Source organism: Flavobacterium cerinum, assembly GCF_004028155.1.
GTDB classification, from domain to species: Bacteria; Bacteroidota; Bacteroidia; order Flavobacteriales; family Flavobacteriaceae; genus Flavobacterium; species Flavobacterium cerinum.
The window spans coordinates 160,723-184,401 of record NZ_SBII01000004.1 but is presented as its reverse complement, the minus strand read 5'-3'; the positions used below and the strand labels follow the sequence as shown (position 1 = coordinate 184,401).

General features: G+C 37.3%; 30 protein-coding genes. 27 read left to right on the top strand and 3 right to left on the bottom strand.

All coding sequences use genetic code 11. The features are described 5' to 3' along the window. The first annotated feature begins 7 nt into the window (after window positions 1-7). The 24 genes from EPI11_RS07825 to EPI11_RS07710 all read left to right on the top strand — a co-directional run bounded on the left by EPI11_RS07825 (window position 8) and on the right by EPI11_RS07710 (window position 18,667). The gene (locus tag EPI11_RS07825) at window positions 8-361 is read left to right on the top strand and encodes a hypothetical protein (RefSeq protein ID WP_128389403.1); all 354 of its coding nucleotides are present in this window, start codon (window positions 8-10) and stop codon (window positions 359-361) included. Next, window positions 354-680 carry a hypothetical protein gene (locus EPI11_RS07820; protein WP_128389402.1) on the top strand — a complete coding sequence of 109 codons (327 nt, stop codon included), beginning with the start codon at window positions 354-356 and terminating at the stop codon, window positions 678-680. Before EPI11_RS07825 ends, EPI11_RS07820 begins: the two co-directional genes overlap by 8 nt. A 9-nt stretch (window positions 681-689) precedes the next feature. Next, window positions 690-1,097, top strand: coding sequence for a DUF5675 family protein (locus tag EPI11_RS07815; RefSeq protein WP_128389401.1), 408 nt, complete (start codon window positions 690-692; stop codon window positions 1,095-1,097). Continuing rightward, entirely contained in the window at window positions 1,094-1,615 is a 522-nt protein-coding gene (locus tag EPI11_RS07810) for a hypothetical protein (protein ID WP_128389400.1), read from the top strand. The genes EPI11_RS07815 and EPI11_RS07810 overlap by 4 nt, the downstream gene beginning before the upstream one ends. A gap of 4 nt (window positions 1,616-1,619) precedes the next feature. Then, entirely contained in the window at window positions 1,620-1,976 is a 357-nt protein-coding gene (locus EPI11_RS07805; protein ID WP_128389399.1) for a hypothetical protein, read from the top strand. Further along, on the top strand, window positions 1,976-3,208 hold the full coding sequence (locus EPI11_RS07800; RefSeq protein ID WP_128389398.1) for a DUF2586 family protein: 1,233 nt from the start codon (window positions 1,976-1,978) through the stop codon (window positions 3,206-3,208). The genes EPI11_RS07805 and EPI11_RS07800 overlap by 1 nt, the downstream gene beginning before the upstream one ends. Window position 3,209: 1 nt before the next feature. After that, window positions 3,210-3,620: a hypothetical protein gene (locus EPI11_RS07795; protein WP_128389397.1), complete on the top strand. Its 411-nt coding sequence runs from the start codon at window positions 3,210-3,212 to the stop codon at window positions 3,618-3,620. Between the two features lie 14 nt (window positions 3,621-3,634). Beyond that, window positions 3,635-3,949, top strand: a complete 315-nt coding sequence (locus tag EPI11_RS07790; protein ID WP_128389396.1) for a hypothetical protein — start codon at window positions 3,635-3,637, stop codon at window positions 3,947-3,949. A gap of 160 nt (window positions 3,950-4,109) precedes the next feature. Further along, window positions 4,110-6,122 (top strand): phage tail tape measure protein, encoded by a 2,013-nt coding sequence (locus EPI11_RS07785; RefSeq protein ID WP_128389395.1) that lies wholly within the window; start codon window positions 4,110-4,112, stop codon window positions 6,120-6,122. 2 nt (window positions 6,123-6,124) lie between these two features. Continuing rightward, window positions 6,125-6,793, top strand: a complete 669-nt coding sequence (locus EPI11_RS07780) for a DUF6046 domain-containing protein (RefSeq protein WP_128389394.1) — start codon at window positions 6,125-6,127, stop codon at window positions 6,791-6,793. A 1-nt stretch (window position 6,794) separates the two neighbouring features. Then, window positions 6,795-7,772: a hypothetical protein gene (locus EPI11_RS07775; protein WP_128389393.1), complete on the top strand. Its 978-nt coding sequence runs from the start codon at window positions 6,795-6,797 to the stop codon at window positions 7,770-7,772. Next, on the top strand, window positions 7,772-8,272 hold the full coding sequence (locus EPI11_RS07770) for a hypothetical protein (protein WP_128389392.1): 501 nt from the start codon (window positions 7,772-7,774) through the stop codon (window positions 8,270-8,272). Before EPI11_RS07775 ends, EPI11_RS07770 begins: the two co-directional genes overlap by 1 nt. Before the next feature lie 6 nt (window positions 8,273-8,278). Further along, window positions 8,279-8,488: a hypothetical protein gene (locus tag EPI11_RS07765; protein WP_128389391.1), complete on the top strand. Its 210-nt coding sequence runs from the start codon at window positions 8,279-8,281 to the stop codon at window positions 8,486-8,488. Then, window positions 8,488-8,826: a hypothetical protein gene (locus EPI11_RS07760; protein ID WP_241657596.1), complete on the top strand. Its 339-nt coding sequence runs from the start codon at window positions 8,488-8,490 to the stop codon at window positions 8,824-8,826. The genes EPI11_RS07765 and EPI11_RS07760 overlap by 1 nt, the downstream gene beginning before the upstream one ends. Beyond that, window positions 8,819-9,103, top strand: a complete 285-nt coding sequence (locus EPI11_RS07755) for a hypothetical protein (protein WP_128389389.1) — start codon at window positions 8,819-8,821, stop codon at window positions 9,101-9,103. The genes EPI11_RS07760 and EPI11_RS07755 overlap by 8 nt, the downstream gene beginning before the upstream one ends. Window position 9,104: 1 nt before the next feature. Continuing rightward, the gene (locus EPI11_RS07750; protein WP_128389388.1) at window positions 9,105-9,974 is read left to right on the top strand and encodes a nucleotidyltransferase; all 870 of its coding nucleotides are present in this window, start codon (window positions 9,105-9,107) and stop codon (window positions 9,972-9,974) included. After that, window positions 9,964-10,437 (top strand): hypothetical protein, encoded by a 474-nt coding sequence (locus EPI11_RS07745; RefSeq protein ID WP_128389387.1) that lies wholly within the window; start codon window positions 9,964-9,966, stop codon window positions 10,435-10,437. The genes EPI11_RS07750 and EPI11_RS07745 overlap by 11 nt, the downstream gene beginning before the upstream one ends. Further along, entirely contained in the window at window positions 10,430-11,254 is an 825-nt protein-coding gene (locus EPI11_RS07740) for a hypothetical protein (RefSeq protein ID WP_128389386.1), read from the top strand. The genes EPI11_RS07745 and EPI11_RS07740 overlap by 8 nt, the downstream gene beginning before the upstream one ends. A gap of 1 nt (window position 11,255) precedes the next feature. After that, window positions 11,256-11,693 (top strand): hypothetical protein, encoded by a 438-nt coding sequence (locus EPI11_RS07735; RefSeq protein ID WP_128389385.1) that lies wholly within the window; start codon window positions 11,256-11,258, stop codon window positions 11,691-11,693. Next, window positions 11,690-13,681 (top strand): hypothetical protein, encoded by a 1,992-nt coding sequence (locus tag EPI11_RS07730; protein ID WP_128389384.1) that lies wholly within the window; start codon window positions 11,690-11,692, stop codon window positions 13,679-13,681. The genes EPI11_RS07735 and EPI11_RS07730 overlap by 4 nt, the downstream gene beginning before the upstream one ends. A 32-nt stretch (window positions 13,682-13,713) precedes the next feature. Continuing rightward, window positions 13,714-13,929: a hypothetical protein gene (locus tag EPI11_RS07725; RefSeq protein WP_128389383.1), complete on the top strand. Its 216-nt coding sequence runs from the start codon at window positions 13,714-13,716 to the stop codon at window positions 13,927-13,929. Window positions 13,930-14,104: 175 nt separating this feature from the next. Then, complete coding sequence (locus EPI11_RS07720) at window positions 14,105-14,413, top strand: thymidylate synthase (RefSeq protein WP_128389382.1); 309 nt, start codon at window positions 14,105-14,107, stop codon at window positions 14,411-14,413. 328 nt (window positions 14,414-14,741) lie between these two features. Next, entirely contained in the window at window positions 14,742-15,194 is a 453-nt protein-coding gene (locus tag EPI11_RS07715; protein WP_128389381.1) for a response regulator, read from the top strand. Between the two features lie 107 nt (window positions 15,195-15,301). After that, window positions 15,302-18,667 (top strand): CheR family methyltransferase, encoded by a 3,366-nt coding sequence (locus EPI11_RS07710; protein ID WP_164879126.1) that lies wholly within the window; start codon window positions 15,302-15,304, stop codon window positions 18,665-18,667. 103 nt (window positions 18,668-18,770) lie between these two features. Here EPI11_RS07710 and EPI11_RS07705 read toward each other — a convergent pair whose 3' ends face one another. Beyond that, window positions 18,771-20,249: an aminotransferase-like domain-containing protein gene (locus tag EPI11_RS07705; RefSeq protein ID WP_128389379.1), complete on the bottom strand. Its 1,479-nt coding sequence runs from the start codon at window positions 20,247-20,249 to the stop codon at window positions 18,771-18,773. A 75-nt stretch (window positions 20,250-20,324) separates the two neighbouring features. Between EPI11_RS07705 and EPI11_RS07700 the strand changes: the two genes are divergently transcribed. Together EPI11_RS07700 and EPI11_RS07695 are read left to right on the top strand one after the other, a co-directional pair. After that, entirely contained in the window at window positions 20,325-20,936 is a 612-nt protein-coding gene (locus EPI11_RS07700; protein WP_128389378.1) for an FMN-binding negative transcriptional regulator, read from the top strand. Window positions 20,937-20,958: 22 nt separating this feature from the next. Then, window positions 20,959-21,486, top strand: coding sequence for a GNAT family N-acetyltransferase (locus tag EPI11_RS07695; RefSeq protein ID WP_128389377.1), 528 nt, complete (start codon window positions 20,959-20,961; stop codon window positions 21,484-21,486). Window positions 21,487-21,539: 53 nt separating this feature from the next. Here the strand turns inward: EPI11_RS07695 and EPI11_RS07690 are convergent, their stop codons facing one another. Then, window positions 21,540-21,905 (bottom strand): lipocalin-like domain-containing protein, encoded by a 366-nt coding sequence (locus tag EPI11_RS07690; RefSeq protein ID WP_128389376.1) that lies wholly within the window; start codon window positions 21,903-21,905, stop codon window positions 21,540-21,542. Between the two features lie 278 nt (window positions 21,906-22,183). On the opposite strand from EPI11_RS07690, the gene EPI11_RS07685 reads away from it, so the two are divergent. Next, the gene (locus EPI11_RS07685; protein WP_128389375.1) at window positions 22,184-22,750 is read left to right on the top strand and encodes a hypothetical protein; all 567 of its coding nucleotides are present in this window, start codon (window positions 22,184-22,186) and stop codon (window positions 22,748-22,750) included. A gap of 182 nt (window positions 22,751-22,932) precedes the next feature. Here the strand turns inward: EPI11_RS07685 and EPI11_RS07680 are convergent, their stop codons facing one another. Continuing rightward, complete coding sequence (locus EPI11_RS07680) at window positions 22,933-23,661, bottom strand: hypothetical protein (RefSeq protein ID WP_128389374.1); 729 nt, start codon at window positions 23,659-23,661, stop codon at window positions 22,933-22,935. Window positions 23,662-23,679: the final 18 nt, after the last annotated feature.

Sequence of the window (23,679 nt, the reverse complement as noted above, 5' to 3'; positions counted from 1 at the left end):
TTAAACAATGAACGAATACATATTAACGGCAATTATAGGCATTGCCACAAGTTGTGTAGGATGGTTTGCCGCAAAGCGTAAAAACCTTGCTGAGAGCCGTGCAACGGAACTGGAGAATGTTGAAAAAGCCGTTAAGATGTATCGTGAAATGGTTGAGGATTTGGGCGCAAAATACAAGACAGCAATATCAGATGTTGATGCCTTGAGCGCAAAATATAAGGATGCCATTAGCCAGCTTCATGAAGCAAAAGACCAACTTAAAAGGGCTGATGCACAGCTTCAGTTAATGATGGAGGAAAACAGGCACCTTATTGAAGAGTTACAAAAATTCAAACAATTAAACGGAAAACAAAATGGATAGATTTCAAATTGGATGCAGTTGTGCGTTTGCTATTGTCTATGCGGCATCAATGTCAGCAAATGTGACAGAGAGCCGAAACGTCATAAGCATTGCTATGACAGGTGCAGGAACCCTAAGCCTTTCAGGGGATGCACAACCGGTTATTGGGGATGAAATAATACTAAAGGTAACAAGTGACGGAACCGCACGAGATCTGACTTTTAGTACAGGATTTACAGCACCGGTGCTTGCGGGTGTGATCAGCAAGACTAAAGTACAAACATTTGTTTACGACGGTGCCAGTTTCATTCCAACCGGCTCACCTGTACAAATTAACTAAAAACAAAAAATGATGAAGGCCGTACTCATACGTGGAAAATCGGACACTAAACAAACATTAGGCAGTCTTGAGCTAAAAGATGCAACCGGTACAACTGTATTCACGTGTAAAACGCTTGAACTTGACTGGGAAAACAACAAAACGCAAAAAAGCTGTATCCCAACGGGGAATTATAAAGTAACTGCGAGAAAATCCCCAAAGTACGGCTCTCATTTTTTAGTGAATGATGTACCTCACAGAGATACAATTTTAATTCATCAGGGTAATTACCATACTGAAATTTTAGGCTGTATCCTGGTAGGAGCTTCACACACCGATATCAATAAAGACGGTTTTAAAGATGTAACATCAAGTAAAGCCACATTGAAAAAACTTTTAACAATAGCCCCTAAAGGCTTTGAACTTACAATAAAATGAAAAACGCAAAATTAATTGCTGTTTCTGCATGGTTCCTTTTCCTTTTCACATTAGCCGGGCAATCGATGTTAATGATAAGCTGCACAACTCCAAAGAGCAATTTTACGAGCTCACAAACTGTCAAGGACAGCACGTGGGTTAAAAAGACAGTAACGCCCTTTGATAGTATCATTAAACTACCAGGTACAAAAGTACAGGTATCAGCTGATCTTAACAATTTGAAAGATGGCGATGTTATACAGCAAAAGCTTGACAATCTAACAGCCACATTGAGCCGTGTGGGTAATACCGTAACTGCTGATTGTGATCAGGCAGAACTTGAAATGATAATCCAGCTCCAAAGAGAGTTGATTGAAATTTACAAGACTCGGGATACTGACACCAAACAGGCTGAGACAATACCCGTACGGGAACCATATATACCCTGGTATATATACCCTCTTTTATGTTTGGGAGGCTTAGCCATCCCTTACGTAATCTTCCAGATCATTAAAAATTATTTTAAACCAAAAATCTAATATCATGGCAAAAGACCAAGTATTTGAAAGCAACCCGACCATATCTGTTTACTACAAAACAAGTGATGGCGAAACCTTTTATAAAGAAGGCGATGCTAAGTTTCATGCACGCAGTCTGAAAGATAAATCGGTGCAAACGGTTACAAAAGGCACTGAGGCTGCTGCTTCAGAGGGTAAAGATAAAGATGCGAAGCCTGCAAAAGCTGAAGACCTTATCAAACTTATACAAGCTGCTACAACACTTGAAGCACTTGACGAATTTAAAAACGATACCAGGAGTACCGTGTTAAAAGCTATTGAAGCTAAAACAGCTGAGCTTACACCGGTTCATGGTGCCGAAATCCTTAAAAACGAAGAGTAATGTCATTACCTCGCGTAGATATACAATTTCAAAACGGCCAATCCGGTCAATTGCTTGATACCCCTGACGGTGTATTCGGGTTTTTGGCCAGTGCCGTAACGGTTAGCACTACATTTTTACTTAACACGGCCTATCAGGTGCGTGGTATGGTAGATGTAGCTGCGTTGGGAATTGTTCCCAGCACCGACAATTATGTTTTGTATAAAGCTCTAAAAGAGTTTTATGCTGAGGCAGGCGATGGCACTGAGCTTTGGATTATGGGCCTCGCGAGAACCACAAAAGTAAGCGACTGGTTTACACCTGATGTTACAACCGGCACGACTCCAGCGGAAACGTTACTTAATAAAGTAAACGGAAAGCTTACTATGTTATGGACTGCATTTTCACCTTCAGGGTCTTATACGCCAACTATAGTTGATGCAATTGATGGTGATTTATGGCTGGCCATGGCAAAAGCACAAACGCTTGCTGAAAATTATACCGATCAGAAATATGCGCCTTTTTATACCCTTTTTGAGGGGTATGCTTATACAGGCATTAAAGCTGATCTTAAAGATTTATTGGCAAGTGACTACAACCGATGCCAGGTAATTATTGGAGATACCGAAAAGCGCACTGGCACACCAGTCAGCAAAGGTGCTGCCATTGGTGTACTTGCAGGCAGAAAAGCAAAATCACAGGTTCAGGTTAATCCTGCAAAAGTTCGTGATGGTGCTCTAAGCAATATTAATGCATTCGTGCTTGATATCCCTGCTGAGGAATACGATATAACAGCCATCCACGATAAAGGCTATGTAACCTTTAGAACCCACACAACCAAGTCAGGGTATTATTTTACTGATGACCCTTTAGCGTGCCCTATTGCTGATGATTACCATTATGGTACAGGCAGAAGGGTTATTGATAAAGCCTACAGGCTGGCTTTTGGTGTGCTTGTGGAATATATACTGGATGATAATACTATCAATCCTGATGGAACCATATCGCCTATTTATGCTAAAGGAATTGAAGATAATGTGATCTCAACAATTTTTCAGCAAATGACCACAGCGGGTGAGCTTAGCTATGACCCGAACGACCCTAAAAGCAAAGGTGTGATCTGTAAAGTAGACTTAACCAATAATGTAAGGTCTACATCCACATTGAAACTGGCGCAGCTTCAGGTATTACCAAAAGGCTATAACCGATACATTGACGTACCACTGGGCTTTGTGCCTATAACCACCGAATAATATGTTTGATTCAAGAGAATATGAGTGGGCTGATATCACGCTGTTGATTGGAGGCCGTGACATGACAGGCATTAGAGCCGTAAAATATGAGGAAGACCCTGAAATGGAGGCGCTATATGCCAAAGGTCGCTTTCCGCATAGCATCCAATACGGTAACGTAAAGTATGCCGGTGAAATAGTATTGCTTATGAGTGATTATTTAGCACTTAGGGCATCCGGTGGCGGCACAATAAGAAACTTGCTTGCTAACGCCCTGGTAAGTTATGGCAATCCAACCGATGGTGATGCCATTGTAACTGACAGGCAGGAAGGCATACGTTTCGGTAAAGTCGAAATGGGAATGAAGCAAGGTGATAAATTCATGGAGGTAACCATTCCATACCTCTTTTTAAGATTAGTACCTAACGTTTAAATTATTATCCAAAAATGGAAAAAGCAAATATTACTAAGCCTACACAGGCAGATATTGACGGATGGAAAGCACAACATGGTGACATTTTCAGAATAACATCTGAATGCGGAACCAAAAGCTGTATCCTGAGAAAGCCCGGCAGAAAAGAATTAAGCTTTGCTTCAATAGCAGGCGAAAAAGATGCTCTTAAGTTTAATGAAAGCATCATTAAAAACTGTTGGCTTGGTGGCGATCTTGAATTTCAAACTAATGATGATCTATTCCTTTCGGCAGGTAAAAAACTGGCTGAAATCGTAAAAGCACAGGAAGCCACACTGGAAAAGCTTTAAAGGCTGCGGTAGTAGACCCGGATGATTTTATACGGATTAGTAACGCGCAACTGCGTTACTATTTCCGTATTGATGACCCTGACAGCCTTAGTGATGCTGAGTGGTCTGCAAAAATAAAAGAACTGGAATATATCCGAAAACTTGAAACTGGTAAATAGAAATGTCTAATACACTATTCAACTATATTTTTAAAATCACATCCGATGCAAAGAGCGTTGCCGCTGATATGGGTAAGCTTCATGCATCGGTTGTTAAGGTTGATACCGGTGCAACACATATGGATAAAAGTTTTACAGCTGCTTTTAACCATATGCGAAATGATATCAAAACCATTAAGCTTGATTCTATTTTAAACCAAATTGATCGCACAGCTGCGGGTATTGAAACCCTGAACCAGCCCGGTATGGATTTGAGTTCTAATATGTTTGAATTAAGCGCAATGACGGGCGTGGCAGGTGCAAAACTAAAAGAGATTGAAGGTTATGCCCGTGCTACGGGTAAAGAGTTTGCACTTGGAGCTGCTGGAGGTGCAGAATCTTTTAAACTTATCCTTGGCCAGCTATCCCCTGAGATCGCAAAATTCCCAACAGCACTTGATGCAATGGGTAAAAGCGTTGCTGTCACTTCTAAATTAATGAAAAATGACCAGGTAGGCGCTGCTAATTTGCTTACCACGGCAATGAACCAATACGGGGTTAGTCTTGAAGACCCTGTGCAGGCCAGTGCCGAAATGGCAAAAATGATGAATACAATGGCGGCAGCTGCGGGCGAAGGTTCGGCAGAGCTACCGGCACAGCAGGCAGCATTGGAGCAAAGCGGTATGGCAGCGAATGCGGCCAAAGTATCATTTGAAGAAACGGCAGCATCAATACAGGTTTTGGATAAAGCCGGTAAAAAAGGAAGTGAAGGCGGTGTGGCTTTACGTAATACGTTAGCCAAACTATCCGAAGGACGTTTTTTACCTAAAGATGTTCAGGCAGAGTTAGCAAAAGCGGGTGTAAATATTAATACGCTTGGTGATAAATCTTTATCACTTGCTGACAGGCTTACACCATTAAAAAAGATAATGGGAGACAGCGCACTGATCACAAAGCTTTTTGGAACCGAAAACAGCAATGCTGCATTGGCATTGATAAGTGGCATTGATGAACAACGAAGACTGACTGCAGCTATTACAGATACAAATGCTGCCTATGACCAGGCTGCCATTATAATGGAAAGCCCAATGGAGAAAAACAAAAGGCTTCAGGCGCAAATCGATGATTTTAAAATATCCATTTTTAACGGCACTAACGGTCTTATTGGCTATGCAAGTGTTATTGGTAAAACTGCAAGTGATTTTGGAAACCTGTTACCGGTTATCAGTGGTGCAGGTAAAGTATTTTCGACTTTAACCAGTGCAACCAAGCTTCAGGCATTATGGACTGGTATTGTTGCTGGTGCCACTTCTATATGGACGGGTGTACAAGGCGCTTTTAATGTTGTTATGGCAATGAATCCAATTGTGCTTATCGTGCTTGGTGTTATGGCTTTAATAGCAGCTATTGTTTGGGTGGCATCTGTAACAGAAGGTTGGGGTGAAGCATGGGACCATACCGTAAAAGGCGCAAAACTTATTTTTCAGGCTTATGTGGAAGGGGTTAAGCTGTATTTCAGTACGATGGTTAACGGTATTATGATTGGTATCAACATGATCAAAGAGGGTTGGTATGAATTTAAAAATTCAATGGGTATTGGCGATGAAGCCGATAATAACCGAATGTTAGCCAAAATACATGCCGATACAGAAGCCCGAAAAAAAGCAATAACCGATGGCGCTAAAAAAGTGGCTGATCTTGCTGTACAAGGTGCAAATGAATTTGCCCTTGCTGCTAACTCTATTAAGATGAAACCAAAAGAAGAGGCAGGCATTAGCGACCCGGCAATACCAGGTATTGCCAAAACAGCTAATTCGGGAGGCGGTGGCGCTGCCAGTTCAGAAAAAACAAAAACCAATCAGGCTATTGCCACCGGTGGCACAAAACATAACTACATAACCATCAATTTAAAAGATTTGGTGGGCGTGTTGAATATTAAGGGTAGTGATTTTAAAGACAGTGCTCAACAAATGGAAACGCAGGTAGCTGATGCATTAGGTAGGTTACTGGCCATGTCAACAACAGCATCAAATTAATTATGGCATTTAACGAAAACGATCTATTATTCGCGGCTTTAGTTGGGAATGGTCTTGTAAAAACCATACCAAGATTAAGCATTATACAAAATGAGCTTCAAAAGCATGTTTTGCCGGTTCTGCCTTTTATACCATTTAAAAATACTGTTAATGTTGCCAAAGTAGAAAGCGATCTATCTGACAATCTTGGCAGGGCTGATGCACCGACTCCAGCGGAAAAACAATTTTTCCCTTTGTCATTTTCTATTGATGAAGGTAATACGTGGTTTTTGCTTCCTTATGAAACAATGATATCAATAAGCGGTAAAAATACACTGATACGCAGGAATGTTGCAAAGTGGAAAGAGATACCAGGAATACAACCTCGTAAAGGGAGTGTAAAGGAGCGTTGGAATGAAGGCGATTACGAAATAACTATTACAGGTGTATTGATCGGATCGCTTATACATGGAAATTTTGAAGACTGTTTTCCGAAAGCCGATTTTGAAAAGCTGAGACAGGTTTTAACGCATGCACAGGTTGTTATGGTTAGCAGCCCGCCATTAGAACTGTTAGGCATTCAAAGAATAGCCATTGAGGATTTTAATTTTCCTTTTACCAAAGGCGAAAACGTACAGGCTTACGACATAAAGGCATACTCAGATTTTAGCTATAACCTAATTCTTACGTGATATGTATTTTGACATGGATTGGGAAATATTTTTTTATACCGATGGTGTAGAACGTAGGCTGCTTACACTGGCCGAATGTGAAATTGATTGCAGTGTTGATAATCTTGCTGATGTAGCTACAATTGTATTGCCTGAGGCATTTATGAATGAGGTCATTTTAAAAGATATTGAAAGTAAAATTGGTCGTGGTTCTGAGGTAATAATAAGATTGGGTTATGATGGAAACCTAGAAACTGAGTTTACTGGCTATGTGCAGGATATAAGGACTAATGACAGTACTCTAAAGATACTTTGCGAAGATGCCTTATACCTCTTTAGAAAAACGGTTAAAGATGTAGTAATGAAGCCTACAAGCATTAAAAAAATTGCTCAATCACTCGTTTCTCAAATTGATGCTTCATTCACTGTAAGCTGTGATTACGATATCAACTATGAAAAATTTACAATACACCAGGCTACAGCCTACGATGTACTGAAAAAATTGCAGGAAGAGACAAAGGCCAATATCTATTTTGATACGGCTAAAAAGGTACTGCATATACACCCGCCTTACATTGAAAAAGGCGGTGAAACAAAATATAATCTGCATTTGAATGTAGAACAATCATCGCTTGAATACAAACGGGCTGTTGATAAAAAAATTGAAATAACAGTTGAAAGCACTGACCTGAATGGTAAAGTTACAAGCGTAACAACCGGTGCAACCGGTGGCGATAAAACCACATTGAAGGTTGGGCCAATGAGTAAAGCCGATATGCTGAAAATAGCAGAATCCGCTTTAAAGAAAAACAGTTTTGACGGTTACGCAGGTTCTTTTGATACATGGCTTATACCAGTTGTAAGACCTACATACACAGCAGAAATTGAGGATTATGATTACGAGTATAAAACTGGCCGGTACTATGTTGTTTCTGTGAAAACTGCCTTTAGTCCTTCAGGAGGTATCAGGACAGTAACGCCCGGTATAAAATTGAGTTAATGACACCAGCTGATATAAAACAAAAATTGCGTGAAGTTGTAGGCGCTAATCCAAATCATCCCATTCGTGGGATTGTGACGGCGACAAACGGGCAAACATGTTCGGTAAAGCTGATAAGTGGCTTGGAGCTGCCTGACGTGCGACTAAAAGTAGCAATAAGCGATAGTGGTGATTATATGCTTATAACTCCAAAAATCGGTACAGATGTATTACTGATCAGTGGTGACGGCACACTCGATGACCTGACCATATTAAAGGCTGACCAGGTTCATAAAATTGAAATTAAGCAGGGTGGTTTGGTTGTTCTCTTTGACAGTGCTGATAATAAGGTATCGATAAAAAATAGCGAGGTAAGTCTTAAAGACATTTTTACCGATCAGGCTGCATTATTAAAACAGCTAAAAGTAAGTACCCCTCAGGGGCCAAGCGGAACGCCATTGCCTAACACAATTTTAGCGATAGAGCAATGGGAAACCAAGTTTAATAAGCTTTTAAAATAAGATTAAATGGCACTTGATACACCAGGATTAGAAACGGACTTTATTAACCTCATGCTGGACATGAGAGAAAAGACAGAGATCTCGGATAATGAGTATGCTCATCGCTTTTCCATGATGATGGAAAAATATGTAAAAACAGCTGTGATAAAATATGTCGGAGGTCTTGCAGCTCCAAACGGACCAGTAACAGGAACTTTTGAAGGAACATTGGAATAATGAAAAAAACAGGAATACAGCTAATTGACAATAACGATGCAGGTAATGTGCTTGATTTAAAGGTCAACACTGTATATGATGCTTCAGGTAAAATTATTTCGGGGCTGGTAATTGGTGACACTTTAGAGCAAAATAAAGCTTTGATATTAATTGCACATCCGGGTGACTTTAAGCACCGCCCTGATATCGGTGTTGGTTTAGGCGATATACAGTTTAGTGAAGACTATTTAGAATACAGGCATCGCATAAGAGAGCATTTCGCAAAGGACGGGTTAAGGGTAACAGAATTGGATTTATACGAGAATAAGCCAATCAGAATAATTGCTGATTATGAATAAAATAGTTAAACAGGGTCAGTCATTCTTTGATAAAGTTTTAGAGCTGACCGGTAGTATAGAAAATTCTTTTGATATGTCATTAGCCAATGACTCCAGCTTAACAGATGATTTGGCTATTGGTGATGAAATTCTCGCTACAACAGTAACAAATAAAGCTGTTATAGCCATTTGGTCAGGATTAAATGAACCTGCAACAATGATAACAGATAATAGCGTAGTAGCTCCGCCTAGCGGAATTGGTTACATGCAAATAGGGACCACTTTTAAAGTTAGTTAATATGGCAAGGACACAGGCGGAAATTAAACAGGAAATTACAAAAGCATTTATGGCTAATGCCATATTCTCTATGGTTTACGGCTTTCCTGTGGGTGGTTCTTTTGAGGTTCATTTTAGTTTGTTGAGCCTTGAAAACCTTTGGTTTGATATTATCTCATTTGCACATCGGGTACATGAACAATTCTTTGACCAACACACTAAAGAAGTAAACGAAAAGCTTGCCAATCAAAAAGCGGGCACATTGCCTTGGTATCGAACAATGGCTCTTAGGTTCTTGTGGGGGTTTTCATTGGTTATAGATCAGGATTACTTTAATACTGCAGGAGCTACTACAGAACAAATTGAAGCTGCTAAAATTGTAAAATATGCTGCAGTTGACCAGGCTACTTTAAGCAGCAGGGTAATTATTAAAGTGGCAGGCGAAAACAACGGTAAACTTGAGCCTATTCAACCTGAACAAAAGGAAGCTTTAGAGGCTTACATCAATGAGGTGAAATTTGCAGGTGTAACGGTAAACATTATAAACTATCTCCCTGATAGGCTTTACCTGACTATAGAAATTAAAAGGGATGCTCTTGTACTAAGCGCATCCGGGCAGAGTATTCTGAACGGTAACTATCCTGTAAATGATGCTATAGCCAAATATATGAAAGAGCTGCCATTTAACGGGGAACTTAGGTTAAGCGCGTTGGTTGATAGATTACAGGTTGTACCTGGTGTAATTGATGCAACCATATTAAACGCTGAGAGCGCATGGATAAACCCGGACACCAACGGTTATGGGGATGCTGAGCAGATCACAATAGCTGTTATACCTGTAAGTGGATATTTTGAGGTAGTAACCTTTGATAATATAACCTATGTGGTATAAGATAGACTGGAATCAGTTTGCGGTTAATATGCTCCCTACTTTCTTAAGGAAACCTGTTAACTCAGCATTTGCTCAACTCTTTTTAAGGGCAGTAATATCAATTTACATCAAGTGGGTTAAATGGAGGAGCTTAAACCTCTATAAGCTTGAGCACACGGGGCAGGTATGTTCTTTAAGAAAATCACTCAATGACAATTTTGACTCTCTTGAGAGGCGCATCTATATTGGCGAGGGTAATGCTTTCGATACTGTGTACATCTACACTGAGGCAGAGGCACAACAGGTGTATATAAATGATACGATCTATTTGAGAACTGAGGGCGAAACGGCAGACACAGGATTAGATTTTATTGTTTGGGTTCCGCTTGAAGTATTTAACACCGAGATACACGGACTTAAAGCACACATAGAATTTTATAAAGCAGGTGGTAAAAGATATTCAATATTTATAATTAATGGATAAGCAAAATTTTAATCAGACGGGTGGTTTTCCACTTAAAACCGAAAGGCTTAGTGATATGCAGAGCTCATGGAGCATATTTAATCAACTCGGTTACATAGCGGGTAACTTAACTATTGTTCAGGGGTGTCTTGTATCAGGTTTAAATACTGGTCCTGGTTATGTTTTTATAAATGGTGAACTATACCCATTCGATGGCGGTTCAACTCTAAGCCGTGTAAAGATCATAGAGGAAAAGACAGCAAAAGAATTTGAAAACGGAGATAATAAAGATGTGGTTAGCAAATTCAGGGTTGTATTTACCAATGTTGTTCAAGATTCTATTTTGTGGGCATCATTTACCCGGATAAAAGATTTAAAAACATTACAGGCAGAGGTTGCAGCTAAAGCAGCAGCAACAGCGTTGAATACAGCTATTACCCGAATCGAAAAACTTGAAAAAATGACTAGGGTATTTGTTGAAAACGGATGCATTATGCCTTGGGGTAAAGCTGCGAATACTATTCCTCCCGGATGGTCGGCTTATGAGCCTGCTCGTGGTAGAATGCTTGTAGGACGTGATGAGGCAATTCCTGATTTTGATACAATTGGCGAAACGGGTGGTCAAAAAACCAAATCACTTACCAAAGCTAATTTACCTGCAAATAATCCGACTACAGATGCAATTAAACTCACTGCAGCTAATTCGAGTTTTGGTTTAAAAACGGGTACTGATACTTGGGTGCATCCTGCTCTTATAAATGGCGATGGTGGTACTGCTCAGGCTATCGATATTATGAACCCTTATCAGATTGTTGAATTTATACATTATACCGGATAATATGGCAACTCCAATAGAAACAATACTTAAATGGTATAAGGAATTTGATTTCCCAACCGAACAGCAGTTTAGACAATCGTGGACATCATTTTGGCATAAGGATGAAAAAATACCGCAGAGCAGTATTGAGAATCTTACCATCGATCTAGACAATAAAGCAGAGAGAGAACAATTAGACCGCCACACAACCGACCCTGATGCACACGCAGACCTTTTTGCTCAGTTTACCACACCTTACAAATATTTAACCAATGTGCCAGGTGCTGACGCGGATAACCTGGTTATACCTGAGCTTATAGGCGCGGAGCTTGATGCAGTAATGTATCGTGGTCAGGTTGTCGATGCGGATGAGATAACCCTTGATACTGTAACCGGCACGTTATCGAATTGGGATTTTAAAGCCGGTGTTAAATACATAATTTTTTACACTAAAATATGAAAAAAGGATTTTTATTTATTGCATTAGCCATGACAGTATGTAGTGGCTTTGCCCAAAATGGTAGAACCATTAGAAAGGGCGATGAAGAGGTAAACGACGAATACAGGGGCGGTATATCTGCAAAAACTGTAATGCTTGTGCCAGAAGATAGTTTAGACCATGTGTTACCGGGCATCCCAGTTGAGAGGCGTATCAGGTTTAACCCTGCCTTACAGCGTTATGAGGGCGGTATTGGTACTGAGTGGACACCTTTAGGTGGTGGCGGTGAACCGCAAGGACTTCAAGAAACTGTTGAAAACGGTGGCGTTTATCAATCAGGAACTGGAATACGTTTTGCATTAGGGGCTGATGGACAAGACTTTCAAATTACAAAACCTGCGGTTAATGGTGGGACAGCATACCAATATGTAAATAACAATTTGGAACTATCTGGGGAGGGCGTTGAACAATCTACAAGGGTTGTATCTTCTATTCAGAACACGGCCGTAAATAGTTTAGGGGTACAATCTTCATCTGTATTAGGCGTAATTGCGGGTTTAAATCCTGATGGTTCAGCCTATTCAGTTTGGGAATTGATAGGCAGTAAAGATGATTCGGGCGAAACTACATCGATAAGGTATTACCATGACCCATCAGTAGAAAGTGTGGACAACTCTAACGGTATAGAGATTACCGATGGTGTTTATAATAAAGGTTTGGTTGCTAAAACTGAGTTCCCTATAACCGAACCTTTGCAATATGTATATAAGAAATATGTTGATGATGCAATTACAGCCGGAGGCGGTGGCTCTGACACCGCACAAAATGTTTATGGCAGGGGCAGTGAGGTAATACTTGAAAGTAGTGATTCCTCTACCCCAAAACAAATTGATCATTATGTTAAGAATGTATTTTCTTTTAATAAAACGGCAGGTACATCAGTATTTAACAACGGACAACTATTTTCGGCTGAGGGCAATGTTTATTTAACAAATGATTCAGGAGTAATTGCAGCGCACTCTTTAGCAATAGGTGCGAATATAACTCCGGCTGATCCATACACTTTTTTCCGAGCAAGCCTTACGGATATAAACAATAATATATTAGGTATTAATTATAATACTGTTGGTACAACAAGGCTTACAAAAGGCATTGAAATTACAGACGAAATAGACGAAACGGGTATAACTTTTAAAGAAGATTATTCAGATAATCAAGTATTGGACCCTAAAGCAGCTACTTCTACATTGGCAGTTAAGAAGCTTATTGCTGAAGCAGGCTTACAAGGCGTATTATTTTCTAATCCTACAGCCATATCTCAGGATGAGGAAAGCTCTTTTACTATACAACCACTGCTAGGAGGCTCAGAAGAATTTCCTTATGTCGATTTTAAAAGTAGTGGAAATCTTGGAGGCGGTAGAGTTACAACGCAATTAGGGCTTGATTGGAATAGATTTAAAATTAGGAAGTTTAAGGCTGACGGTTCTGAGAAAGTTTTTGACATGGAAGATGAGAATGTGCATTTACATTCTTACGCAAGTGACGGTTCCGGGTCTGTTCTAAATCTTAATGATACAGGTTTTGGTATTGGTTATACACATTCAAATTCAGGCACAACTACTTTAAGTACCCGTAACCCACAAACTGGAATATCAACAGGCATATTCTTACCTGCTGCTGCTACATCAATCAATTATACACTACCTGTAGATGTTAACGGTAAAACTGCGGGCAATGATGGTAAGTTGGTTTTAACACCTGGCGATATTGGTGCAGCTGAAGACACTATTGTAGTAAAGAAAAGCGGTGAATCTAGTCAGTCTATTGCCGGCACTTTAATATTAGGTAGTGGAGGCGTAAGTATTACCAGTGGCGGTAAAATGAATACTAACCAAGATATTGAGGTAGTAGGGTCTACAAAAGGCTTTATACTCGAATCCCCTGACGGCACACGCTATAAATTAACAGTTGCAAATGGCGGCACTGTAACCACAACCGCAATGCCATAACAAAAGAATAATTCAATCAAATAAATACAAATATGGGAAAATTCAGAAATTGGATATTAGCAGCAGTGCTGGTAATATTGGGAACGCTTGATTTAACAACCGACCTGATACCGGTCTTACTAAAGCAGGTTAACGCGCCCGAATGGGTAGGAACTGCGTTAAGGGTGGTGGCACTGTTTTGTACAGTCGTTAAAATGAAGCTCACACCCGCAAGCCTTAAAGAGGCTGAAAGCAAAGCGCAAGCGTAATCCTTTGGAGGCAGGATAAAAAAGCCCTCCGACATTAAAAAACTTTCTCACGGTATTTTTAATAGCACAAAGCCACAGTCGGAGGACAAAAGTCTTCCTGATTGTGGCTTTGTTATGTCTATTAGTACCGTGAGAGCTGCAAAGGTAATCATCAACAATCATCAATCAAAAAAGAATGAACAAATATCACGAAATACTAAGTAAAATTATGCTTAAGGGTAAAGAGCAGCAGCCATGCCTTAGCCTTATACAGTTCCAAATTGAAAACGGTAAACTGATTATAAGCGCATATCAGCGTAGTTCAGATGCAAGTTTAGGTTTGCCTTCGGATATATACCACTTGTACCTTATAAGCAAGCAGGTGAGCTGTAAACTTAAGAGTATTACCTTATTCTTAGGTAATGTGCATATATATAATAACAATATTGAGAGTACTAAAATGCTTTTGAATGGTCACCAGGCTACATTTAATTTAAATGTATAGCATCTCAATTACTATATAAAGATATAGAAAACCAATTTAATAACCTAATAAATATCAAAGAAAAACCGCTTATTACAGCGGTTTTTTTGGTTTTTTTTGTGATCATTTAATATCGATTAAACAGTGTTTAAAAACTGTATATTTACCTAAATGTGTACAATTCATTTTATATTTTTGTACAATTCAATTTTGCGATTATACTTATTCTACAATTTTGCATGATATCTTTATAGCTTTTGCACAAAGCTTTAACTAAAAATATGATAATCTTATATATTTGATTGCTCTCTTATCGTTTATTAAAGCGTACATTTGAAGTAAACTTCTAATGAATAACAAACAGAATGTAAGGGTTTTATTAACCGATGATGATGAAGATGACAGGGAGTTTTTTGCTGATGCAATTACAGATCTTTACCTCCACTACCCCGTTGAATTTTGTAAAAATGGTTTAGAACTTTTAAATCGGCTTTACGATAAAAGTCTTCATGTTCCGGATATTATTTTTTTAGACCTTAACATGCCAATAATGTCGGGTTTTGAAACTTTGCAGCAAATTCGTAATGATGTTCAGTTTAAAGACATTCCTGTTATTGCTATTTACTCTACCTCTGCAACAGAAGAAGCTATAAAAAACACTTTTGGTTTAGGTGCCAATGCCTATATCGTTAAACCTGTTGTTTTTGATGATTTAAAGGAATTATTAAAAAAGGTAATCGAGATGGATTGGAATGAAAAATTAAACAATTCTCAAATAGAATCTTTTATCATTACTATTTAGATTAAAAGAGACTACATATCTATAACACAAACCTTTTGATAGTGACGTATTAATTTATGTCAATTTATACTATTAAATACCAACTGAAGAACTCAATAAGAGAAATCATGGAAACACAAGAGAACATCGTTCCTAAGGCTACAATTCAAGACTTCCCTATTGTTGGAATAGGAGCTTCGGCAGGCGGGCTTGATGCCTTTAAGGAGTTTATTGGTGCGATTCCAAATGATTCTGAAATGGCTTATGTTGTTGTACAGCATTTGCACCCTATGCATGACAGTATGCTTACAGAGCTTCTTTCCCGTGTACCTACACTACCAATTAATGAAATAACAGATGATATTCATTTGGCTCCCAATACCATTTATGTTATTCCGGAAAATAAAATGCTTACCTCGTATGATGGTGTTTTAAAGTTAAGCCCGCGAATAAAAGATACCAAAAACAAGGCTATAGATATTTTCTTTAAGTCATTAGCCGAAGTTCACCTGAAGTTAGCTTATGGTGTATTGCTTTCCGGAAATGGATCTGATGGAACAATTGGTTTAAGAGCAATAAAAAAGCATGGAGGAATTACTTTTGCTCAGGATCTTGATGCTTCTAATAATGAAATGCCACAAAGTGCAATTAATGCCGGAGTGGTAGATTATGTAATGTCACCCATTCAAATTGTGGAAAAACTTGTGGAGCTATCAAAAACAAGAACGATTGTAAATGAAAATGAGGATGCAAATGATGAGGAGATAATAAAAGAAATTATTAAAATTTTATGTAACCATAGTGGTGTAGATTTTACTTATTATAAGCAAAGTACAATTAGACGACGCATTGCAAGAAGAATGGCTTTGAACAAAATTATTAATTTGAAGGATTATCTAAACTTCCTGCAAGGAGATAAATCGGCATCCAGAGATCTCTTTAACGATATGCTTATACCGGTTACAGAATTTTTTAGAGATACTAAAATATTTCAGACAATGCGGGAAAAAGTTTTCCCTTTGTTAAGTAATAGAGTAACTGAAGGAAACGCAATACGGATTTGGATTGCAGGATGCTCTACAGGCGAAGAAGCTTATTCACTGGCTATTTCACTTCATGAATTTTTAGGTGAAAACTTAGAAGGAAAAGAAATTCAGATTTTTGCTTCGGATATTTCGGAAGTCGCTATTGCTAAGGCACGAATTGGGTTTTATAGAAAATCTCAGATGAAAAATGTTTCTGAGACGATCCTTACAAAATACTTCACAGCCAGCACCAATGGCTATAAAATTAAAAGGCAAATTAGAGATCTGTGCATTTTTGCTGTCCATAATTTTTTAGCAGATCCTCCTTTTGCAAAAATGGATTTAATTACATGTAGAAATGTATTTATTTATATGGATTCATTTCTACAAAAAAAATCACTCACCACATTTCATTATGCTTTAAAAGAAAATGGCTTTTTACTATTAGGAAAGTCAGAAACGACTGTCCCGGCAGGCGAGCTCTTTCAATCCTTTGAAAAAGCCGATAAAATATATACCCGCAAACAGGTTTCAGGAAGGTTTCTGCATTCAGATATGGGATCTAATGATAAATCGACAGCATCTAAAACAGATGTTCAGAGAAAAGAGATTGTAAAAGAAGATTTTAGAAAAAGCGCAGAATCATTACTGCTTTCAAAATATACTCCGGCCAGTGTTATTGTAAACGAACAGCTGGATATTGTACATATTAATGGGAATATTGCCGACTTTATTGAGTTCTCGCAAGGTAAACCTACCTTTAATCTTTTAAAGATGGCACGTGACGGACTTGCTTTTGAACTTCGTAATGCATGTCATAAAGCAAAAGAAACTTCATCACTCATTATAAAAGAAGACATTCAGATTAAAAATAAAGGCCTTATAAGTGAAATTAGTATTGAAGTACAACCATTAACAAATACTATAGAGCCTCACTTTTTAGTGGTTTTTTACAAAAGCTTAGTCAAAAAAGAATATCTTATTTCTAAAGAATTTAGTGCTGAAGAAATACATAATAACATCAATTTAAAAAGAATTGCGCAACTTGAAAGAGAACTGGCAAAAATACATGCAGATGTAAATGCAATTAGTGAAGAACAGGAAGCCTCTAAAGAAGAATTGCAAAGTGCCAACGAAGAGTTATTAAGCGGCAGCGAGGAATTACAGAGTTTAAACGAAGAATTAGAAACTTCTAAAGAAGAATTACAATCCAGTAATGAGGAGCTTCTTCAAATTAATCAGGAGCTTTTAAATAAACAGCAGCAGATTAATATTTCTAAAAACTATACCGAAGCTATTGTCGCAACGCTTAGGGAACCAATAGTGGTGCTGGACACCAATTTAAGGATAAAAAATATTAACAGAGCCTTCTCGAAAAAATATAAGATTGACAAAGAAGAAGCTACGGGTAAACTGATCTACGAAATTCAAAACCATCTTTTTGATAACATACCCATGCGGGCGATGCTTGAAAAAGTACTTCCCGAAAAAACACAGCTTGACGATTATCAGATCTCTGTTAACCTTTTACCTTATGGCGAAAGTATTATGCTGCTTAATGCCCGACAGGTTACAAATGAAACAAGTAAAGAGCAATTGATTTTACTGGCTATTGAAGATATTACAGAACGTAGAATTATCGAAAAAAGATTACAGGTATTATCTGATGGTTTTGAGAGCATGGTTCAGGAACGAACTTCAGATCTATTAACCTCAAATACTGAATTGGGAAACACAATTAAAAATTTGTTTGATGCCAATGTTCAACTACAGGAATATGCCTATGTAGCCAGTCATGATTTACAGGAACCACTCCGCAAAATACTAATGTTCATTAGCAGGCTATTAGGAATGGAAGAAAACATTTCTAAAGAAGCACTTGTGCTACTCGAAAAAATTAGTAAATCATCAACAAGAATGAATACTCTTATTAAAGATCTACTGGCTTATTCGTATCTTAACAATCCTGACACACAATTTGTAAGCACCGATTTAAATGTGATTTTAGCCAATATTTTTATTGATTTTGAATTATTAATTGAAGAACGGAATTTGAATATAAAACTTGGAAAATTACCCGTTATAAATGCTATTCCATTACAGATGAATCAGCTTTTTTACAATCTGGTAAGTAATGCTCTTAAGTTTTGCAAAAATGACGGTTCAGTATCAAAAATAGAGATCACGTCATCTAAACTTACTAAGGCAGAAGTTAAAAAGCATTTATCTCTAGATCCAGCCTTATCTTATTATGAAATAGTTATTAAAGATAACGGCATTGGCTTTAATGAAAAATACAAAAACAAGATTTTTACAATTTTTCAGCGGCTTCATAATAATGAAGCTTATACCGGTACTGGTATTGGGCTTTCAATTGGTAAAAAAATTGTAGAAAATCATAAGGGCATTATTTTTTCGAAAGCAGAAGAAAATGTTGGTGCAGAATTTCATATTATATTACCGGTATAGTAATGATTTAGACCTCATACTTTGAGCGTTTTACAGATTTTAATGGCGTAGTCTAAATAATAAAAGCCCTGCTAATGCAAGGCTTTTATTATTTGATATACTGTTAAATTAGTCCTTTTACTATTTGTATACTTTTTTCTAAATCTTCTTTTGAAGAAGATGCAAAACCAAGCCTGATGGCATTTTCATCATAACCAGGATATTTATGCGCTTTACCATCGGATAAATATAACCCTTTGGCATAGGCCTGCCCTGCTAATGTTTCCAAATTAATTGATCTATCAAATTTTGTCCAGACTGTCATGCCTCCTTCGGGGATACTAAAATTTACCGCTTCATTGAGTTCGCTTTGCAATACATTACAAAAGAAATCCCTCCTGTCTTTATAGACTGCCAGTGCTTTTCTGATATAACGCGATATTGTTCCGTCATTAAGAAGTTCGGCCATTGAATTATCTAAAATATGATCTCCCTGCCTGTCCAGTAAAATACGAACATTTGCAAGGTGTTCGATCACGTTTTCTGATGCTGCCAAATAACCCATCCGAAATGCTGGAGAAAAACTTTTACTGAATGAACCGCAATAGATAACCATCCCGTTTTGATCGGCACTTGCCAGAGGTAATAATGGACTGTGATTGTAATGGAAATCAAAATCATAATCATCTTCAAATAGTATAAAGCCAAACTCATTAGCAAGCCGCAGTAATTCCAGTCTTCGATCAATCCTAAGCGATACTGTGGTAGGATAATGATGATGAGGCGTTACATATACCATTCTGACTTTTCTTGCAGCACAGATCTTTTTAAGCTCATCGACAACTAAACCATGCTCATCAACAGGTATCCCAATATGTGTGGCTTTAGCGTGTAAAAAATTGTGCTCTGCCCTTTGCCAACCGGGGATTCCGGAAACAATAACATCACCGGGGTTAATTAAGGCATTACAAACAAGGTTTATCCCCATTAAAGTACCCCGTACCGACAAAATATTTTTAGCTGTAGTTTTTAACCCTCTGGTTTCATTGAGGTAACGGGACAAAGCATCTCGATAATAATCAGGTCCGTCAGGATGGCTGTAACTTCCAAATTTGGAATATAATCCGCTTCTGGTTAACTGGCTCCGATAAGCTCTGTACAGTTCTTTTATGGGTGCTAATTTTGGATCAGGATAGCCATCATCTAAATGAAGTTGAGATGTAGGCACAAAAAAAGGATTATTTATATGACGTTTTGTATCGATATCAAATCCTGCTTTTTGCTGCGATTTTGGTCTGACTGTATTTTCTAATTCAGTAGGCTTTAATTCCGGTATATGTGCCGATACGAATGTACCACGGCCTACATAGCTTTCCAGCCAGCCCTGCATTTGCAGTTCATCATACGCTTTTGATACCGTAATTCTGTTCATTTGCAACATACCTGCAACATCTCTCGTACCAGGCAGCTTTTGTCCGGTACGAAACTCCCCTTGTTTAATGTAGTATAATATTGCATCGACCAATTGAAGATAAAGTGATCTACCAGCCGTAGGATCAAGCTTTATAGTGCTAAATACATGTGCTGAAATTGGACTATTCATTATCTCGATATTGGCCTATAAATATAATCCATTATAGTGCTAATTTTGATCTTGTAAAGAAAATAATTTAGAGATATGTTTGTACCGGACGATTTTGACTTTAAAGACAAGGCAGAAAAAATTGCATTCATGAAGAAATACAGTTTTGCAACCATCATTACTGTCAAAGGCACTATTCCTATAGCGACGCAGCTCCCGTTTATTATAGATGATACTTCCGGAAAGCTATTACTCCGCTCCCATTTTGCCATTGCCAATGAGCAGGTTGAGCATATTGTTAATAATACGTCTTTAGTTATATTTACAGAACCTCATGCCTACATATCGCCTTCATTGTATGAAAAACGCGAAAGCGTACCTACATGGGACTACATAGCTATACATGCTTATGGGAAAGCCAGAATTATTGAAGATGTAGATGGTAAAATCGAGCTATTGGAACAGATGATTTCTTATTATGAAGAAGAATATATGGAGCAATGGAAAAGCCTCTCTGAAAAGTTTAAAAAAGGAATGATAAGAGGTATTACTGCATTTGAGCTGGAAGTAACCGATTTTCAGGGACAAAAGAAATTAAGCCAGAACAAAAGCAAAATAGAAAGACAGCGCATTGTAGAACATTTGGAGCAAAGCGAGAACACTACAGAAAAGGATATTGCCGCATACATCAAGAACGAATTGGAATAACATGAATTTATTGAATCAAAATATGGAATCTATAGAAATTAAAAAAGTAACGCTAAGCGATATTGAGCAATTGCAAAAAATAGGAAGACAAACATTTTTTGAAACCTTTTCTACCAGAGGTGCTGATGACAATATGACAAAATATTTAAATGAGAGCTTTTCATTAGAGAAACTTACTATTGAATTGAATGAAGAATGCTCTGAATTTTATTTTGCCTTGCTTGACAACAATGCAATTGGCTATTTAAAACTGAATGTAGGGCAGGCACAAACAGAATTAAAAAATGATAAAGCTCTTGAAATTGAAAGGATCTATGTGCTGCAGGAATTTCATGGCAAAAAAGTTGGACAGCTGCTTTATGATGAAGCTATACGAATAGCAGAACAAAAGAAGGTTGAATATGTTTGGCTGGGCGTTTGGGAAAATAACCTAAGAGCCATTGGCTTCTATGCAAAGAATGGTTTTGTTGAATTTGATAAACATCTTTTCAAATTAGGGGACAAAGAGGAGACAGACATTATGATGAAAAAAGTCTTGGTATTGAACTAACGATTTGAATAAAAAAAGCCTGCTCACATAAATTGAGCAGGCTTTTTTTATTTTTACTTGACCTTCTTGTATTCTAATGTTCCTAATTGTTCATGGGTAATAATACGCTTGCCTTTATCAAAATAATCGATTTGAAATTTTACGGGAATAAGATCAACTGTTATCGTTAATACATCGTTATCTTTAGAAAGCTTCCATCTTCCTTTAGCAGTTTTATCCCCTACGATACCCTGGAATTTTCCGTCATCAGTAAAAACCTGAAATACCTGATCGGTTTTATAAACATCCTGCAGGCTTTTTTCTTTACCCTTTTTGGTTAGTTTTACAAGCTGCCATTTTCCCACTAATTCTTTTGAAGTTTGTGCATTTACCGTAAATGCAGTTAAGCTAATCAGCAACAAAAAAATAATTTTTCTCATATAATTAGTATTTAGATTTTAAAAAAGAATACAATCTATGCTCCAAGATTTGGATCATACTAAAGATAAAAAAAATTGAGATGCTCTTCGTTACTTGTGAAATAAATTACTGAGAAACACATATGAAGCCATTAAACACAAAAACCTATTTCTTTTAAATCATCATATTCCTTCATTTTGTAAATATTTAATTAAATTTGGCAACACGATTTTACCTTAATAAAACGTCGAATCCCGTAAAAGAATACTATTATCTGCACTATCCAAAACCCAAATTAATGAAGGAAAAAATTAAAATTTACACTGTTCAATTTATTAAAGAGATTATTCCGGTAATTGCAGGTATTCTAATAGCTCTTTTTATTGATAACTGGAATTCAGAACGAAAAGATAAAGTTTATATTGATCAGGTATTTTCAACTATAAATAATGAGTTAAAGGATTCTAAAGAAGATATTAAGTCCACTATTCCTCAACAGCAATCTTTAATTGATTCATTAGAATTTTATGCTGACAACAAAAATGTTACAATTTTAGATATTGTAAAGAAATCTAAAGGAATATTTATTCCACAAGTTAAAATTAATGCGTGGAGATCTGTTGCTAACACTAAAATTGATTTAATTGATTATGAAAAAGTAACTACACTTTCTAATATTGAAGCACTAAAAGAAACACTAAATAATAAAAGTGAATTTTTAACGAGTTTTATATATTCAAACATAAATGAAACTGATAAAAATATAAAACAGACTTCAAAAATGATTCTTTTGGATATTATTCAAACCGAAAAAATGATGGAGCAAAACATTGCTGTATTTGAAAAAAACAATGCATCCAAATAACATATATTGGCAATATCAGTTCAAGACATAATTATTATTGAAACAAGTAATAAGGTATTTTTTTTCATCTATTTAGTTTCGTTAGGATGATCTTTTAATTACTTTCAAAATTTGCCCAACATCGTTTTATACATACTTTAAAGTCAAAATATTGAGATAATCGAACCGGGGGAAACAAAAATTTAGTTTACAGGTTCGTAGCTTGTAACATTCCAATCAGGGGAAAGCAGGTCTACAAAGTGGTAGTGTACTTTATCATTTTTATCGAAAGCACCATTTTTATTGATGTCTTCAATAGTACGGAAATATACTCTTCCTTTAACCTCTACCAGATTCCAATCAAGCAATTCCTGAACGTCATGTGATAATTTTTTGAATCCTTTTCCGCTTATATCACTTATGTATAATGACCTGATATCATTAGAGTCTACTTTACCATCTTTGTTGGTATCAGCATCTACAAGCGTATATATTAATATATGGGCTTTATATTTAGCTGCAATAGTATTTAGGTAAGTAGCGGTTTGAATCTGGATCTTATTTGTTGTAAGCGGTCGCATTGCTGTAGAGTCGATATGCTGGAATTTTAAATTTTCAAAATATCCTGTTATCTCAAAACGATTGTAATTGGATATGGCATAGCTCACAGAACTATTGGTCCTGCTGCTTCCATAACTCTTGTTACTATCATCATATATCCTGATGTCTCCTACGGGATGGATAAGGTATTTTGTACCTTCCATATATACTGGTAGGTCGGCCACTTTAATCTGAGTGGAGTCAACTTTTTTCGTTTGCTCTTTAGAAGATTTAGCTTCTTCATAAATAACCTTTGGCGTTGGCTGTTCATCCTTACAGCTAGTAAATACTAACGAAGAAAGGGTTATGACTACTATTAGGGCTTTTTTCATTTTTGAGAAGATATATAC

What these genes read in the sequence shown, in the direction of transcription:
- EPI11_RS07705 (WP_128389379.1), bottom strand. Translation starts at nt 20,249, where the DNA reads ATGAATAGTCCAATTTCAGCACATGTATTTAGCACTATAAAGCTTGAT.
- EPI11_RS07785 (WP_128389395.1), top strand. Translation starts at nt 4,110, where the DNA reads ATGTCTAATACACTATTCAACTATATTTTTAAAATCACATCCGATGCA.
- EPI11_RS07800 (WP_128389398.1), top strand. Translation starts at nt 1,976, where the DNA reads ATGTCATTACCTCGCGTAGATATACAATTTCAAAACGGCCAATCCGGT.
- EPI11_RS07790 (WP_128389396.1), top strand. Translation starts at nt 3,635, where the DNA reads ATGGAAAAAGCAAATATTACTAAGCCTACACAGGCAGATATTGACGGA.
- EPI11_RS07715 (WP_128389381.1), top strand. Translation starts at nt 14,742, where the DNA reads ATGAATAACAAACAGAATGTAAGGGTTTTATTAACCGATGATGATGAA.
- EPI11_RS07780 (WP_128389394.1), top strand. Translation starts at nt 6,125, where the DNA reads ATGGCATTTAACGAAAACGATCTATTATTCGCGGCTTTAGTTGGGAAT.
- EPI11_RS07730 (WP_128389384.1), top strand. Translation starts at nt 11,690, where the DNA reads ATGAAAAAAGGATTTTTATTTATTGCATTAGCCATGACAGTATGTAGT.
- EPI11_RS07735 (WP_128389385.1), top strand. Translation starts at nt 11,256, where the DNA reads ATGGCAACTCCAATAGAAACAATACTTAAATGGTATAAGGAATTTGAT.
- EPI11_RS07760 (WP_241657596.1), top strand. Translation starts at nt 8,488, where the DNA reads ATGAAAAAAACAGGAATACAGCTAATTGACAATAACGATGCAGGTAAT.
- EPI11_RS07795 (WP_128389397.1), top strand. Translation starts at nt 3,210, where the DNA reads ATGTTTGATTCAAGAGAATATGAGTGGGCTGATATCACGCTGTTGATT.
- EPI11_RS07690 (WP_128389376.1), bottom strand. Translation starts at nt 21,905, where the DNA reads ATGAGAAAAATTATTTTTTTGTTGCTGATTAGCTTAACTGCATTTACG.
- EPI11_RS07765 (WP_128389391.1), top strand. Translation starts at nt 8,279, where the DNA reads ATGGCACTTGATACACCAGGATTAGAAACGGACTTTATTAACCTCATG.
- EPI11_RS07820 (WP_128389402.1), top strand. Translation starts at nt 354, where the DNA reads ATGGATAGATTTCAAATTGGATGCAGTTGTGCGTTTGCTATTGTCTAT.
- EPI11_RS07775 (WP_128389393.1), top strand. Translation starts at nt 6,795, where the DNA reads ATGTATTTTGACATGGATTGGGAAATATTTTTTTATACCGATGGTGTA.
- EPI11_RS07720 (WP_128389382.1), top strand. Translation starts at nt 14,105, where the DNA reads ATGAACAAATATCACGAAATACTAAGTAAAATTATGCTTAAGGGTAAA.
- EPI11_RS07755 (WP_128389389.1), top strand. Translation starts at nt 8,819, where the DNA reads ATGAATAAAATAGTTAAACAGGGTCAGTCATTCTTTGATAAAGTTTTA.
- EPI11_RS07680 (WP_128389374.1), bottom strand. Translation starts at nt 23,661, where the DNA reads ATGAAAAAAGCCCTAATAGTAGTCATAACCCTTTCTTCGTTAGTATTT.
- EPI11_RS07725 (WP_128389383.1), top strand. Translation starts at nt 13,714, where the DNA reads ATGGGAAAATTCAGAAATTGGATATTAGCAGCAGTGCTGGTAATATTG.
- EPI11_RS07685 (WP_128389375.1), top strand. Translation starts at nt 22,184, where the DNA reads ATGAAGGAAAAAATTAAAATTTACACTGTTCAATTTATTAAAGAGATT.
- EPI11_RS07745 (WP_128389387.1), top strand. Translation starts at nt 9,964, where the DNA reads ATGTGGTATAAGATAGACTGGAATCAGTTTGCGGTTAATATGCTCCCT.
- EPI11_RS07770 (WP_128389392.1), top strand. Translation starts at nt 7,772, where the DNA reads ATGACACCAGCTGATATAAAACAAAAATTGCGTGAAGTTGTAGGCGCT.
- EPI11_RS07805 (WP_128389399.1), top strand. Translation starts at nt 1,620, where the DNA reads ATGGCAAAAGACCAAGTATTTGAAAGCAACCCGACCATATCTGTTTAC.
- EPI11_RS07815 (WP_128389401.1), top strand. Translation starts at nt 690, where the DNA reads ATGATGAAGGCCGTACTCATACGTGGAAAATCGGACACTAAACAAACA.
- EPI11_RS07825 (WP_128389403.1), top strand. Translation starts at nt 8, where the DNA reads ATGAACGAATACATATTAACGGCAATTATAGGCATTGCCACAAGTTGT.
- EPI11_RS07700 (WP_128389378.1), top strand. Translation starts at nt 20,325, where the DNA reads ATGTTTGTACCGGACGATTTTGACTTTAAAGACAAGGCAGAAAAAATT.
- EPI11_RS07750 (WP_128389388.1), top strand. Translation starts at nt 9,105, where the DNA reads ATGGCAAGGACACAGGCGGAAATTAAACAGGAAATTACAAAAGCATTT.
- EPI11_RS07710 (WP_164879126.1), top strand. Translation starts at nt 15,302, where the DNA reads ATGGAAACACAAGAGAACATCGTTCCTAAGGCTACAATTCAAGACTTC.
- EPI11_RS07740 (WP_128389386.1), top strand. Translation starts at nt 10,430, where the DNA reads ATGGATAAGCAAAATTTTAATCAGACGGGTGGTTTTCCACTTAAAACC.
- EPI11_RS07810 (WP_128389400.1), top strand. Translation starts at nt 1,094, where the DNA reads ATGAAAAACGCAAAATTAATTGCTGTTTCTGCATGGTTCCTTTTCCTT.
- EPI11_RS07695 (WP_128389377.1), top strand. Translation starts at nt 20,959, where the DNA reads ATGGAATCTATAGAAATTAAAAAAGTAACGCTAAGCGATATTGAGCAA.